Origin of the sequence: Chryseobacterium scophthalmum, from assembly GCF_900143185.1 — a bacterium.
Classification (GTDB): Bacteria; Bacteroidota; Bacteroidia; order Flavobacteriales; family Weeksellaceae; genus Chryseobacterium; species Chryseobacterium scophthalmum.
In genome coordinates this window covers 194,295-208,712 of sequence record NZ_FSRQ01000004.1, presented here as the reverse complement: position 1 = coordinate 208,712, position 14,418 = coordinate 194,295, and the positions used below count along the sequence as shown (strand labels likewise).

General features: G+C 35.3%; 10 protein-coding genes, 2 tRNA genes and 1 pseudogene. 1 reads left to right on the top strand and 12 read right to left on the bottom strand.

From position 1 onward, the window contains the following. Positions 1 to 79 precede the first annotated feature (79 nt). The 6 genes and pseudogenes from BUR17_RS17630 to BUR17_RS17605 form a co-directional block, all read right to left on the bottom strand. A complete protein-coding gene (locus BUR17_RS17630; protein ID WP_034741471.1) occupies positions 80 to 1,399 on the bottom strand; it encodes a hypothetical protein in 1,320 nt (439 codons plus the stop codon). A 1-nt stretch (position 1,400) separates the two neighbouring features. Continuing rightward, positions 1,401 to 2,599 (bottom strand): annotated as a pseudogene (locus BUR17_RS17625) (NAD(P)/FAD-dependent oxidoreductase). A gap of 218 nt (positions 2,600 to 2,817) precedes the next feature. After that, positions 2,818 to 3,300 (bottom strand): DUF6691 family protein, encoded by a 483-nt coding sequence (locus BUR17_RS17620; RefSeq protein WP_034741476.1) that lies wholly within the window; start codon positions 3,298 to 3,300, stop codon positions 2,818 to 2,820. Between the two features lie 11 nt (positions 3,301 to 3,311). Beyond that, complete coding sequence (locus tag BUR17_RS17615; protein ID WP_034741478.1) at positions 3,312 to 3,875, bottom strand: YeeE/YedE family protein; 564 nt, start codon at positions 3,873 to 3,875, stop codon at positions 3,312 to 3,314. 196 nt (positions 3,876 to 4,071) lie between these two features. Next, the gene (locus BUR17_RS17610; protein WP_034741481.1) at positions 4,072 to 4,866 is read right to left on the bottom strand and encodes a sulfite exporter TauE/SafE family protein; all 795 of its coding nucleotides are present in this window, start codon (positions 4,864 to 4,866) and stop codon (positions 4,072 to 4,074) included. 73 nt (positions 4,867 to 4,939) lie between these two features. After that, on the bottom strand, positions 4,940 to 5,572 hold the full coding sequence (locus BUR17_RS17605; protein ID WP_034741485.1) for a Crp/Fnr family transcriptional regulator: 633 nt from the start codon (positions 5,570 to 5,572) through the stop codon (positions 4,940 to 4,942). 176 nt (positions 5,573 to 5,748) lie between these two features. Here BUR17_RS17605 and BUR17_RS21265 point away from each other — a divergent pair, with 176 nt between their 5' ends. After that, on the top strand, positions 5,749 to 6,129 hold the full coding sequence (locus BUR17_RS21265) for a YidH family protein (RefSeq protein ID WP_034741488.1): 381 nt from the start codon (positions 5,749 to 5,751) through the stop codon (positions 6,127 to 6,129). A gap of 179 nt (positions 6,130 to 6,308) precedes the next feature. On the opposite strand, the gene BUR17_RS17595 is transcribed toward BUR17_RS21265, so the two are convergent. The 6 genes from BUR17_RS17595 to BUR17_RS17570 all read right to left on the bottom strand — a co-directional run bounded on the left by BUR17_RS17595 (position 6,309) and on the right by BUR17_RS17570 (position 14,328). After that, positions 6,309 to 7,544 (bottom strand): site-specific integrase, encoded by a 1,236-nt coding sequence (locus BUR17_RS17595; RefSeq protein WP_034741491.1) that lies wholly within the window; start codon positions 7,542 to 7,544, stop codon positions 6,309 to 6,311. A gap of 247 nt (positions 7,545 to 7,791) precedes the next feature. After that, positions 7,792 to 7,865 (bottom strand) — tRNA-Asp (locus BUR17_RS17590). Positions 7,866 to 7,898: 33 nt separating this feature from the next. After that, a tRNA-Asp gene (locus BUR17_RS17585) sits at positions 7,899 to 7,972 on the bottom strand. A gap of 185 nt (positions 7,973 to 8,157) precedes the next feature. Further along, positions 8,158 to 9,174 (bottom strand): bestrophin family protein, encoded by a 1,017-nt coding sequence (locus BUR17_RS17580; protein ID WP_074231887.1) that lies wholly within the window; start codon positions 9,172 to 9,174, stop codon positions 8,158 to 8,160. Positions 9,175 to 9,377: 203 nt separating this feature from the next. Next, complete coding sequence (locus tag BUR17_RS17575; RefSeq protein ID WP_074231886.1) at positions 9,378 to 10,988, bottom strand: Na+/H+ antiporter; 1,611 nt, start codon at positions 10,986 to 10,988, stop codon at positions 9,378 to 9,380. Between the two features lie 250 nt (positions 10,989 to 11,238). Further along, entirely contained in the window at positions 11,239 to 14,328 is a 3,090-nt protein-coding gene (locus BUR17_RS17570) for a T9SS type B sorting domain-containing protein (protein ID WP_074231885.1), read from the bottom strand. Between the last annotated feature and the right edge of the window lie 90 nt (positions 14,329 to 14,418).

Genomic DNA, 14,418 nt, shown 5'->3' with positions numbered 1-14,418 from the left:
TACTTTTTTAATATTATAGTACAAATTTCGGGGTTTACAAAGTGTTATACCGCTACTTTTGTTACATAAGTTAAATTTTTCAAAACCAATAATTCGTAATTAAATTTAACTGATTATAATTGGTCTTTTGATAGACTGCAATTGGGTTTGAGCTTTGCAGATTTCTTTTAAAAATGTAAAGCAAATCAACTTCCAGTTTATGACTGACTTTGTAAGCGACAAAGCTATTCCATTGCAAAAAATCATCTGTATTGTACTTATTATTTTTAAAATCATTTTCGGAAACTCCGTTGCTGATGCTAAAATCTGAGTGAGCCGACCATTTTCCATGATGAAATAAGACCGAAACTTTTATAATATCAACATTTCCAAAACCTTCCAATCTGCTTCTCGGAAGCGATGTGAAAAACTGATCTCTTCCCAATTCTTTCGGAAATAAAAATCTGCCGGTATCAAATGCTTTAGAATAAGCAAACTCCAAAGCGAAATTTTTGATCTTATATCGAAACAAAAAACTTGCAACCTGACCGTTTTCATCTGGCTGGACATATCTTTCGTAATATTTTAATCGACTTTGGTAAGAATCCGGAATCTGATAACTGTAAATCAACCCAAAATCCCATTTAGGAAAATTTAAACCCAGCTGAAACCAAGATGTATTGAGTGTTTTATCTAAATGTATGTTGTAAAAATTAATATCTGCAATTCGAAATTTTCTTCCGTAGTGAAAGATGGCAACACCTGTGCTGTTATTTTCACTGAGATAATCTGCTTTTGAGCTGTCTGGTTGAAATCCGTTATCCAATACTCCGATTGCGTCTTTCATTTTTGACCATTCTGAATTTGAACGCATTGAAACAGAATTCAGCAATGCTACATCAACCTGTGATTTACCGGAAGTAAAATTCCAGCTCAATCCGCCATATTCTATAGGTAACATTCTGCCGTCACTTGGATTGATAAGCGGAGAATATTTAATCGGAATTTTTCCTATCGTAAATTTTGATTTCCCTTTCTCGTATTGTAAATACAACTGATTAAGCCTTGAAACGGCATAAAGATTCTGAGGAGAAGATAAGTCAAAAAGTTCCCGTTCCCACTTGGAAGATTTTCCGGATTTCAAATCCTTTTCTTCCAAATCTGATGATGCAACTTTAGAAAGATACGAAGCAGAAACTCCAATGGAAATACGTTTTACGGGTTTGTATTCAACCTTTAAATTTCCTGCTAAAGCATCTGCCCAATAATCGGTACCTGTAAGATTGTCTGTTGACATCAAAAAGTTTCGTAGATTTCCTGAGATGATGACTTTATCACGATTATCTAAATTAACAGATTGCGTTTTAACCATTGAAAAAGCAAACACCAAAATTATTGACGTAACTTTTTTGGTATACATTTCAAACTTCTTTTCCTTTCAGCATTTTGTTCCAATAGAGATACGGGAGAATATATTTCTTGAGAATCCAAAGTCTCCAATGCTCTTTTGAACTGTCTGAAATGAGCATCTTTTTGAGATTCGGGTCTGGTGTGAACTCATTTTTATAGTTAAATTCTGCCAAAACCATTTTTCCGTAACCTGTTACAAGCGGGCACGAAGAATATCCATTATAAGATTTGTTATCTGGTTTTGCACCTAAAATCATATTGATGAGATTAAAACCACTACAGGAACTTGTTTTCGAATTGCAGCACCAGTTTTTGCAGTTGGAAGTCCGGCTACATCTCCTACTCCGAAAATATTTTGAAATTTATTGTGCTGAAGACTGTTAATATCAACATCAAGCCAGCCTGCCTCATTAGCTAAAACTGAATTTTTAATAAAACGTGGAGCTTCCTGTGGCGGCGCAAGATGAAGAAAATTAAACGGAATCTCAACAATACGATCTTCGTTTTTGAAATAGGCAATTTTATTCACCGGGTCAATCTTAAAAAGTCCGTGCAGTGTTTTTAAATCGATATGGTAACGGTAAATGACTTTCATCAACGTTTCAGCGACTTCTTTTACGCCAAAAATAACACCACCGGGAAGCGCAAAAGTAATTTTTACCTTATCTGAAATACCTTTTCTCCTAAAATAATCTGCGGCAAGATACATTATCTTTTGCGGCGCGCCTCCACATTTGATGGGCGTTGTAGGCAAAGTGAACAGCGCATTTCCTCCTTTAAAGCTCTGAAGAGATTTCCACGTAAACTCGGGATCTATATAGTTACTGCAAACAATACCCGTTTTCACCGCCTCTTCTAAACCTTCTACCAGAGAAAGATTATTCACCAGCCCAGGTGCAACCACGAGATATTCGTAAGAATAACTCGTGCCATTATCTGCAGAAATCTTGTTTTGTTCGGGATGAATTTCTGTAACCTTGTTTTTAAGCCAGGTTACACCATTGGGAATTAAATCTTTTGTCTGTCTTGCTGTGTCTTTAAAATCGTAAGTTCCAGCTCCTACGAGAGTCCACGCTGGTTGGTAATAATGTTTCTCGGAAGGGTCTATGATGAGAACATTGAGGGATTCATTGGTATTTATGAGAGAAGCAGCAGTCATAATTCCTCCTGTTCCTGCTCCGATAATGATGATTTGAAAATGATTTTCCATAGCCAGACTTTTTGATGATTTGTAAAGCTAAATAATCTGATAAAAACAGTAAGTAACATTTGTTACATAAGCTAAAAACTAAGCATAAAATATAAAATAATTTAAAAATAAACTCAAAATACCTCAATATTAACAACAGTCATCAAATAATATTGTAAAAAAGAGACTGATTCAAAATTGAATCAGTCTCTTACGATTAGATTTTTACTGAAAATATATTAGTGGGGCAATTTATCCCTCAAATATCCATAGACCCAAGTTCCAAAAATGGCACTCAGCAAAGTAACTCCAACAGCCAATGCACCTGTTCCAATCTGTGCGAAAAGAGGTCCCGGACAGGCACCCGTCATTGCCCAGCCAAATCCAAAAATCAGCCCGCCATAGATTTGTCCTTTGTTAAATTTCTTCGGTGTAATTGAAATCCTTTCCCCGTAAATTGTTTTGATGTTGAATTTCTTAATAATAAACACTGAAATCATTCCTGTAAGAACTGCACTACCGATTACGCCGTACATAAAAAACGACTGCAAACGGAACATCTCCTGAATCCTGAACCAGCTGATGATTTCTGCTTTTACAAATACAATCCCAAATACAATTCCTACCAAAAGGTATTTAAGATTGTAATACCATTTGTGAGTAAGATGACTTTCGTTGGTGCAAACGCTGTCCTGATGACGTATATCTTTTTCTGTTGCCATATTTTTTTAAATTAAAGTGAAAGAATTATCGGCAAAATCACGTTCGCCATTAGAAAACCTCCTGCCATAAAGCATATTGTGGCAATAAGTGATGGTAACTGCAAATTTGCCAATCCCATAATGGCGTGTCCACTGGTACAACCACCTGCATAACGGGTTCCGAAACCTACCAAAAATCCACCGACAACCATAGTAATGAAACCTTTTATCGTTAAAAGACTCGCAAAATTCATCAATTGAGCAGGAACGAGATTGCTGTAATCGGTAATTCCGTAGGTTGCAAGTTCGGCTTTCAGATTCGGATTAATCGATAATTCTCCAGGATTCATAAGGAATTGAGATGCGACAACTCCACCGAGCAAAATCCCAAAAACGAAAAACAAATTCCAGAGTTCTTTTTTCCAGTCGTATTTGAAAAAAATAATGTTGGCTGGAATACACGCTGCGCAAATATGCCTTAAAGATGAACTGATTCCAAAAGATTTGTTACCCAGTATCAGCAAAGCCGGAACTGTAAGCCCTATTAACGGACCCGCAATATACCACGGCCAGGGTTGTTTTATAACTTCTATCATTTTAATTAATTTATTTCAAAAATATATGTTTAAGATTACATATACGGTTACTTTTGTTACAGAGCAGTTTATTTCTCTTTTCTAAAATACAAAATAGATTTTTCGAATAAAAATAACTGAATTCTTTTATTGAGAATCAGCGAACCTGGATGCAATAATTTTCCGACAAACTCACGCTGCAAAAGATGCTCAAAAGCTACATTAAAAGCTCTCTTACAATAATGTAAATTCCCATTATTAAGATGAACCAGCCGAAAGCAGGTTTGAGTTTTCTACCGTCTATTTTTTTTGACAATTGTGCTCCTATAATAATCCCCACTATGGAAATGGATGAGACCGTTGCAAGTAGTTTCCAGTTGATCGGGACGTTGTGCATTGAAGTGAAAAATCCGATAAGGGAATTCAGGGAAATGATGACAAGCGAGGTACCGATGGCTACCTTCATTGGTGTCTTGAGCAAATTGACGAGTGCAGGAATAATCATAAAGCCACCACCCGCACCGACCAAACCAGTAAGCACCCCGACAACCGACCCTTGCCCTGCTGCCAAAAGATTGTTATTTTTATTAAAATGAATCGATTCTATCTGCGGCGCTACTCTACTTTGAATCATTTTGTACGATGCGAGAATCATTAATAATGCAAAAATCAGAAGTAATAAGATATCTTTGGTAACCACTAAAGTACTGATTGTAAGAACTTCATCAGGAATCAGTGGCAAAATAAAATTTCTGGTCAAAAAAATAGATATTATTGACGGGACACCAAAAACCAAAGCTGTTTTTATATTAACCAGCCCTTTCTTAAAGTAGGAAAATGAACCTACCACACTGCTGATTCCAACTATGAAAAGTGAATATTCTGTGGCTACGAAGGCATCTATACCAAAGAGATATACTAAGACAGGCACAGTAAGAATACTTCCCCCTCCTCCTATCAGCCCTAAGGAAATACCAATAAATATTGCGGCAATGTATCCGAAAATTTCCATCTCTTTAATTTTATATGACAAAAATGGATATTTCTATTTTACTGCACCGCTACTTTTGTTACATAAGAAAATTTTAGTTCAGATCTGAAAAAATAATTTTGTTTCTTCCCAATTTCACTTTTCCAGAATCTTCCAATTGCTTTAGAAGTCGGGAAACAACAACTCTTACTGTTCCAAGTTCATTCGCAAGCTGCTCGTGAGTAACGACTATAGTATTTGAATTTGCTATTTCTGCTTTTTTAGTAAGAAGATTTAGTAGTCGCTCATCTACCTTTTTAAAAGCTATAGCATTAATAATATCCAGTAATTCTTCAAAGCGTTTGTGATATAGTCTGAAAATATAGTCCAGCCATTCCGGATATTCTTTGATAAAGAGCGAAACCTTTTCTACAGGTAAGAAAAGTATCTCGGAATCTTCTTCAACTTCTGCCTTTACAATACTCTTTTCATTATGCATTCCACCAAGAAAAGACATAATGCAGCTTTCACCTGCTTTAATATAGTATAATAATATTTCTCTTCCATCTTCTTCCGTTCGTATTACTTTCAACAATCCCTTCATTACAATTGGTATAGATCGGATCGAAGCATTTTCATCTAAAATGATTTCACCTTCCCGGTAGGTTTTTATATTACCATTTTGGTAAAGCTTATCAAGTAATTCCTGTGAAGAAATGACATCGGAAGAAAATTCAGTATGTTCCATTGCAAAAATATTTCTTCTAATATAATATATTTCTTCTGAATATAAACCGTCAATATGTAACCTAGAACATTTTATTTTGTTGCAAATTGCTAATAGATAAAAAATCTATTTCAAACTTAATTTGTAAATTTGGTATTGTTAGCTATTGTAGGCATAAGATAAATTTTGAATAAGATATGAATAAAGATAAACCAAATCATACCAGTGAACATTTGGCAAATGAAAGAACATTTCTTGCGTGGATGCGAACATCGATAGCATTGATGGGTTTCGGATTCATACTAGTTAAATTTTCCCTATTTCTTAAGCAGATACCTTTAGTTGCAGAAGCTAAAAACACAGTGCACGCTCAAAATGGACATTCCAGTCTTGTAGGGATTGTAATTGTCATTGTTGGAGCTATAGTTTTATTATTTTCATATATTAATTACTACAATAACAAAAAACGTATTAATAATAATACATTTTACGAGAACAACATTTTCTTGCTCATAGTCACCACTGTTTTATTTTTGCTGAGCATTTTTTTAATACATTACTTATTAAATAACATATAAATGATACTCACAGATTTCAATTAATTAGCTATTATAAATCAATAAAAATCGAAAGAGTGTTTCACATAGATGATGGGAAAACGCAGTCCGATTTCCTTGAAATTAAGGTTTTTTCCAGAGTTCAGTAGATAATCTTTATTATTACAATTATCAAGAATCCTTCAGCAAAAATGAGTTACCTAAAAAATTACAACAATTTCCTTATTAGTAAATTTTTGCTTCAATTCCATCATATCCTCACTGACTTTTTTATCAAGTATTTTCGCATAATGCTGTGTTGTCTTAATGCTCTTGTGACCTAGCATTTTACTAACACTTTCAATGGAAACCCCATTAGATAAAGTTATCGTTGTTGCAAAGGTATGTCGTGCAATATGATAGGTCAATTCTTTGTTAATTCCGCACAGGTCGGCAATCTCCTTAAGATATGCATTCATCTTTTGATTACTCAGAATAGGCAGCAACTTTCCATTATTAAGACATACTGGATGATTTTTGTATTTTTCAATAATTTTCTCTGTTTGAGAAAGTAAGGGAATATTAGAAGTAGTTTTAGTTTTCTGACGTTTTGTATAAATCCATTGAGAGCCATCAAGTCCCAAATTGATATTTTGATATGTTAGTTTTTGAGTATCAATGTACGCTAGTCCGGTGAAACAGCTGAACAGAAAAATATCTCTTACCAAAGACAATCTCTCATTTTTAAAATCTTTGGCAAAAAGTACTTCTATCTCCTTTTCATTAAGGAACATTCTTGTCACTTCATTAAACTTAGAATGATAGTTCATAAAAGGATCTCTTTCCATCCATCCATTTGCAAGACAGATACGTATAATCTTACCAAAATTCTTGATATATTTTACTGCAGAATTATTATTACAGGATCTTTCAGTCCTTAAAAAAAATTCAAAATCGTTTAGAAAAGCATAATCGATCTTTTTTATTTCAATGTCGGTAATACTATATTTCCATTTCAAAAAATCTTTGGTATGTTTCAGACAGGTCTTATAACGGGTTAACGTTCCTTGGGCAAATTCTTTGTCTATAAGTTTCTCCATTCGATCATTATGATCCTGAAAAACGGGAATGAGTGTTCGGGTTATTCTACCTCTACCTACTAACTTATTCTTAATAGCCTCAGAAGTTACGGCTTCCTTATCTCTGATTAATTCGTGATAGGTATCGTAAACTTTTTGCTCAAATGTTTTCAAATAATAATTAAGGGATCTGCATTCTTCCGAAGAGCCACTAACCTTCTGCATTGCAGAATTCCATTTCGTAGGCTTTACTGTACGCTTTGTGCTTATTTCGGTTATTTTGCCGTCGATGGTAATCCGCAAATAAATAGGAGACTCTCCTACAGAATTGATTTTCGATTTCTTCACATAGAAAAGTAAATTGAATGTCTTGTTCATATCGTTTAGCTTTTGAGATTTAAAATTAACCTTAGTAAAAACTTAACACAAGATGTTCAGTTGCTGAACCAGCTGCTGAAAAGGGTTTGTCTGAATTTCCAGTGACCTTTTTAACCTATTTCAACAGGTCACTGAATAGGTCACTTTCAGATTATGCTTTTTTAGTTCTCTTTGAACAGACATAAAACAAAAAAAGCTTTAAAACATACGTTTTAAAGCTTTTTGTACTACTTTGATATTGTAGTTGCGATCCGGACGGGACTCGAACCCGCGACCTCCGCCGTGACAGGGCGGCATTCTAACCAGCTGAACTACCGGATCAATTTTTTTAAAGTTAAAATTGTAAAACTTATGCGATCCGGACGGGACTCGAACCCGCGACCTCCGCCGTGACAGGGCGGCATTCTAACCAGCTGAACTACCGGATCTTTTGCAATGCCTGGAAGAATTATCTTCCGTTATTGTGGTTGCAAATATATAGCTTTTTTCATTATCTGCAAACTATAATTATTAATTTTATTAGAATTAGAGATAAATTACAGAGTATCAATCGTATTATTTTTAAGAAATCATTTAATCTGATTAATTACAGACTTAAAGTTTAGATAAAATATTACATTAAAATGTTATTGACAGGTTGCAATGCAGGTGGAAGATCCGTTTCACCAAGCATTTCCCGAAGATCAATCTCAATATTTCTTGAAATCTGAGTGATCGGAACATCATTAGGATTTCCTTCAAAAGGATTTTCGGTACTTTCACCGATTTGCTCCAAAACAAGGAACACCCAACCCACCAAAACAGTGAAAGGAATAGTAAGCCAAATAATATGCTCACCAAATTTATCAATCATTTTAGAAAACTCTCCCAAAAAACCAAACGGTAACAAAAAACACAACATATTGGTAAAATATAAATTGATGCTTGTAAACTGTCTCGGGTACGGAAAGTTTTTAATCCGCTCACATTTTCCCTGTTGATCATAAAGATCTTTCAGCTGATTTTCTAAAGCCACATAATTGTAATCTGATATTAAGCCCTCCTCATTAAGCTTTCTCAAATGTTCTGACTGAATGGCGAGAATTTGTGTCGCTCTGTTTTTGGTCGATAAAATATAACCCTGCTCTTTTTCAGAAAGAAAAGGTTTAAGCTCTTCCGACAAATCACTCTCCCACTCCGGAACTTTGTAATATTTCAGATATTCTTTGTAGTAACTTCTTACTTTTACATTTTCCCAGCTTTTGGTTTCTCTCAACTGAAATCTCATAGCAGTAAGCCATGCAAAATGGCGGTAAATAATTTCAGTATGAAGTTCAGCTTCTTTCAGTTTATCATTATTCCTTATAAAATCTTTCACCATAATTCCGAACGCACGACTGCTGTTGATAATTGCTCCGTAAATCTGTCTCGCTTCCCAGGTTCGGTTGTAGGTTTGTGTATTTTTAAATCCCGAAATGAAAGCGGTTGCTGTTCCCAACAATGCAATAGGAACCCAAGGAATTGCCAACCAGTTTAATTCTAAAAAATAAAAAAGAAGCGTGGGAATGATACTCAACACGAGCATTTTGTAAATTTTAGCACGCGTCCAGGGAATGAAATGCTGAAGCTTGTAATGAGAATTTGTATTCATGTTTTTAAATTAATTGAATATCCGCTTTTATTAATATTTAAAATTCTAAACGCAAAGGTTTCATTTTTTCTGCATTATTTATAATAAATTGATTTTAAGCGCACGTTTTTCAAGCTTAATCGCAACTTGTTGCCGTCTTTGCTTCTTAAAAGCTTTACTCATTTACTAAATCTTTGCGTTTAGTATTTTAAATATGCAAAAAGTTAATGACCTCCTCCTATGATTTTCAGTTCATTCAAATCGAGCTGAAGCTCGGCTTTACGGATTTCTTCATCTGAAAAAAGTTTTTCTTTTCTCATTCTGAATAATTCTTTTCTTTGAATAGCGTAAATTTCTAAAAGCAGATGATGATATTTTTTGATTTCCCGATGTTCAGTTTCGTCACATTCTAAAGACTCCAATCGTTTATTGGCAACCTGAATATCAGATTCTAAATTAGATTTATAAAAAGCAACCAGTTCATTATCATTTAATTCACCTTCATATTTCTTATTGACTATCTGAAGTGCAGTATTGTCTAAAATAAGCTGAATTCCTGTTTTTTGCTCTTCTTCAGGAGCGATATTATCTATTTCTTTAAGTTTAATTAATTTAATGATAAAAGGTAAAGTTAAACCCTGAAAAACCAAAGTAATAAATATCACAACGAAGGTGATAAAAATAATAAGATCACGCTGTGGAAAAAGTGTTCCTTTATTATCCAGATAAAACGGAATTGAAAGCGCAGTCGCCAATGAAACAACTCCTCTCATTCCCGCCCAACTGATTACAACAGGGCCTTTCCAACCCGGAGAAGGATCTTGTCTCGCTTTTGAACTCAACCATCTCGGAATATGGGCAATAGGAAAAACCCATAAAAATCTTAGTAAAATAATGATTAAACTTACAATTGCTCCATATTTTACGCCTTGCCAAACTGAATAATTTCCCAGAGATTCAACAATCTGGGGAAGCTCCAATCCGATCAATACGAAAACAACAGCATTCATCACGAAAATTAACGTCGTCCAAACTCCAAGCATATTTAATCTTGTGCTTCCAGTTTTAAAAATCTCATGGGAACGCCACGAAATAAATAATCCTCCCGTAACCACTGCCATTACTCCTGAAAAGTGAAACTGCTCTGCCGAGAGAAATAAAATATAAGGCGTCATTACCGTTAAAGCCGCATCAATTGCCGGAGTTGTCGGTAAAAACCTGTGAATGATATACATAATATGCGCTCCGACAAGACCGACAACAATCCCCATTCCTGCAACTAAGAAAAACTGTCCCGTTGCTTCCTGCATTGAAAAAGTCCCGGTAATAACGGCAAGTAAAGCGAATTTAAAAACAATTAACGATGAGGCATCATTTACCAAACTTTCACCTTCCAAAATCGTCATCAATCTTTTCGGAACTCCCATTCCTTTTAAAACGGTAGCTGCTGCAACTGCATCGGGCGGAGAAATAATTCCACCCAAAAGAAATCCTAAAGCAAGCGTAAACCCAGGAATGAAAGAAGAGGTAAAGTAAGCAACGATTGTTGAAGTAAAAAATACCAAACCAAAAGCCAGCAAAGCAATTGGGCGTTTCCATTTCCAAAAATCTGTCCATGAAGTGTACCAAGCCGCTTCATATAATAATGGTGGTAAAAATATCAGAAATATGATTTCCGGATCTAAACCTACATGTGGAATTCCCGGAATAAAACTGATTCCTAAACCCGCAATAACGAGAAAAATAGGATAAGCCACTTTGATACGCTGAGCCAACATGACCAGCATAAACACAGAAAACAAAAGTCCTAAAACCAATAATATAGAATGATGCATTTTATTTTTTCAGTTTGTGTAAATAATCTGGGCGAAATTATTATTTTAAATATTAATTACCTATACACGATTATTAATTTTAATATTTATTTTAAAATAAGATAGTAATAATATAAAAAAAAGCAGTAAAATAAATTTCACTGCTTTAATTAAGATTTTGATAAATGTTAAAAAAAGAGGCTGTCTTTTCCCAGAAGACAGCCTCAAAACAAAACTAACCCTCTTCATCAATCCCTAATACTCTACTGTATTATTCTCTGTTTTTCACCAAAATCCAATCGGCAAACATTACAGACACCTGAGTTTCTGGCTCTGTCCATTTTATTTCGTACCAATACGTTCCGGTGCTTATTGGCATTCCGCCAATTTTCCCGTCCCATTTATAGGTTTTATCTACATCTGAAGAATAAATCATATGACCATATCTGTTGAAGATTAAGATTTTTAAATCTTTAAGGTAAGCCAATGCCGAATAATCTAAAGTGTCGTTTCTCCCGTCTCCGTTGGGCGTAATTGCATTCACAAGGTTTGGAACTGTGATTTGAGCCTGAACCGGAGCACAATCGTTGATATCTTTTACATAAAATATATTTTTACCACGAGGAAGGTTTGTAAATACATTAGAATCTTGCCAGAAAAATCCATCGTTAGAATATCGGTAAGGAGCTGTACCACCTTCTGCAATCACTGTTGCTGTGTTATTGCTAACATTTATTTTTTTAATTTTTGGAAGCGGAAAAGCATGTACTTTTACAAACTGCTTGGTTTTACAGCCATTAAATTCTAAGATAACCCAATAATCTCCCACAGGAACATTTTGTATAGCCTGAGTTGTTGCACCTGTACTCCATAAATAAGAATTATAGCCTGGTCCTGCATCTAACGTAGTAAAAGCGTCCGGACAAATCATTTTATCTATTAAAACACTTGAAGGTTTTGGAGGAATAACATTGAGTGTAATCTTCGCAAAATCAAAACAGCCGTTAGCTGAGGTCACTTTTACATATACAAAACCATTTGGCGAAATATAGCTTGTAGCAGGAATGATTTCACTGGTTCCGTTGGTTGCATCAAGCAATGTCGGGTAATATGTTCTTGTTGACGGGATGGTCGTTGTAACGTTAGCGGCAGTTAAATCAAAAGTTGCCGTATTTGGATTATTTTCGTTGAAACATCCATTTAAAACAGCATCCATTACCACGACTCTAGGGAAAAACTGAAGTGTAATTTTTGCATTCTCGGTACACCCATCTGCGGTAGTTACTTTTACAAAAACTGTAGCAGGAACTGCCGATGGATATGCATTCGCAGGAATAATCTCGTTGCTATTTGCATTAAGATCTGCCAAAGTAGGATAATATTTTTTTATCGCAGTAAGAGGCGCACCCACATTGGCGGCAGTTAAATCAAAAAGACCAATTCCGTTCACTCCACATGCGCTTATTGTAGTATCGGTTAATACCAAAGGAACTACTGTAATGTTTACTTTTACCTGTTCACAGTCTGTAAAGTTCGGATCGTTTCCACAAAATTTGTAGGTAAAAGTATCGGTTGTTGTTCCTACATTTGCTGTATAGGTTAAAATACCCGTTGCTGGGTTTACTGCTAAAGTTCCATTCGCCGGTGGCGTAATAATTTGAACTGTACCAGGAACCGGAATTTGTGCAGAGTTTGTAAAAGCAGGCGTAATTGTAATGGGTACCCCTGTCGCACAAATATTTAATGGTGTTACCGTATTTGCCAAACATGAATATACTTTGTAAGGATATGTTGTAAGAGGCACACAAGTACCTTCGGTAACTGATACAGTATAGCTCCCTCCCTGTGTAGGTGTATATGTATTTAAATTAGCTCCAGGAATTGGATTTCCGTTAAGATTCCATTGGTAATGAGCAAAACCGGCTTGTACTTCCAAAACCATTCCGGGAACACAGTCTCCTGTCGTTTTTCTGATCACAGGAATGGAATTAAATCCTGCAAAATAACCTCCATAACCTAAATTCCCGCTTCCTCCGGCGATTCCTGCTGTTACTGCTTTTGTAGAGGTCACCGTAACATTCCCAGAAATATTAGGAATAGAATAAGAAACCCAGTCGGGAGTTCCTGTTACCGGGAAAGGTCCTTGTGCTGCCGTTGTAGGCAGATTATTTACCAATACTGTTGCTCCAGTTTGCGTAAGAATATTCAATTTTACAAAAAGTGGCGGATTGAAAGCCGTAGAATAAGGCATTTCTCCAATTTTCCCTATTTCGTCAATCGTTTTAGGCAAAAAACAATTTAAAGGAGGCATATAATTAAACCCTTCTGTAGCATCATTATCCTGAGTACCCGACAAAAGCTGATATACATAAACATTTTTGCTTGATTTGATATACATATTAAGATGACCCGGACCATTTACTAGATAATTCATCGCAGTGACACGGTAATATTGACCTTCATTCAATGTTGCTACAGGAGCAGGATTATTGTTTAATCTGATCTCGGTATTATTTTCAGTTGCTACGATAATAGCACCTTCAATTTCCGGAAGCAGGTTTCCCATTCCTTTAATAAGAACAAATTCATTTCCTAATCGTTCTACTGGTACAGACTGATCCATGATGATATCTTCTCCATTATAAGGAGGTGTCAACCCAAATTGCCCACGAAAGTTTCCGTTGGTGACAGATACCGGTTTTGTAGATTCTATTTTAGCTCCAATAAAGCCATCTTTATTTCCTGGTTTTGTAGCGTATCCTGCAAAAATATAAGATTGGCCTTTATTTAAATTAATGGTGATCGTAGGATGGGTAAGCCCGTTAAAATTATTGTAAAACCATGTTGTCATTGCATACCCAGAAACCTTAACCTGTGTATTATCTTCGGTCGCTAAAATTCCACACGTAAAATTTAAAGTGTTGCTATTGTTCATCAGCGGAGCATAAACAGCATGAAACTTTGTACCGATGCCTGCTTTTCCTTTCGATGTTAAAATTTCACCATGATTAACTTCCGAAAACCTGTAGGTTGCGAAAAATGGAAGATCACCATGAAGATAAAGCCCTCTGGTTTTTATGCTCATTGCATCAGCAGGATTTTGACCCAACATCAAATTTAGTGGGACATCAAATGTTTGCGGGCTTCCTTTACTGATGGTTACTGTTCCTATCACAATATTATTATTGTAAATCGTAACAGGAAATGGGACCGTGCTATCTGTAGATAAAAATAAAGCCTGTTTAGGGCTTCCGTTAGCCAAACTTCCTGCCATCGGAGCAAACCAATGATCGGTATCTCTTTGTGCCCATATAGAAGTAGAGAAAAAAGACAATATTAGTAGTAATAGTATTCTTTTCATAAATTATAAGGTAAATTATGCCCTATCATCTACAGCAGTTTTCAACAAACTTATGCTGTTGCAGATATTGCGATTATTAAAAGTTTTGTT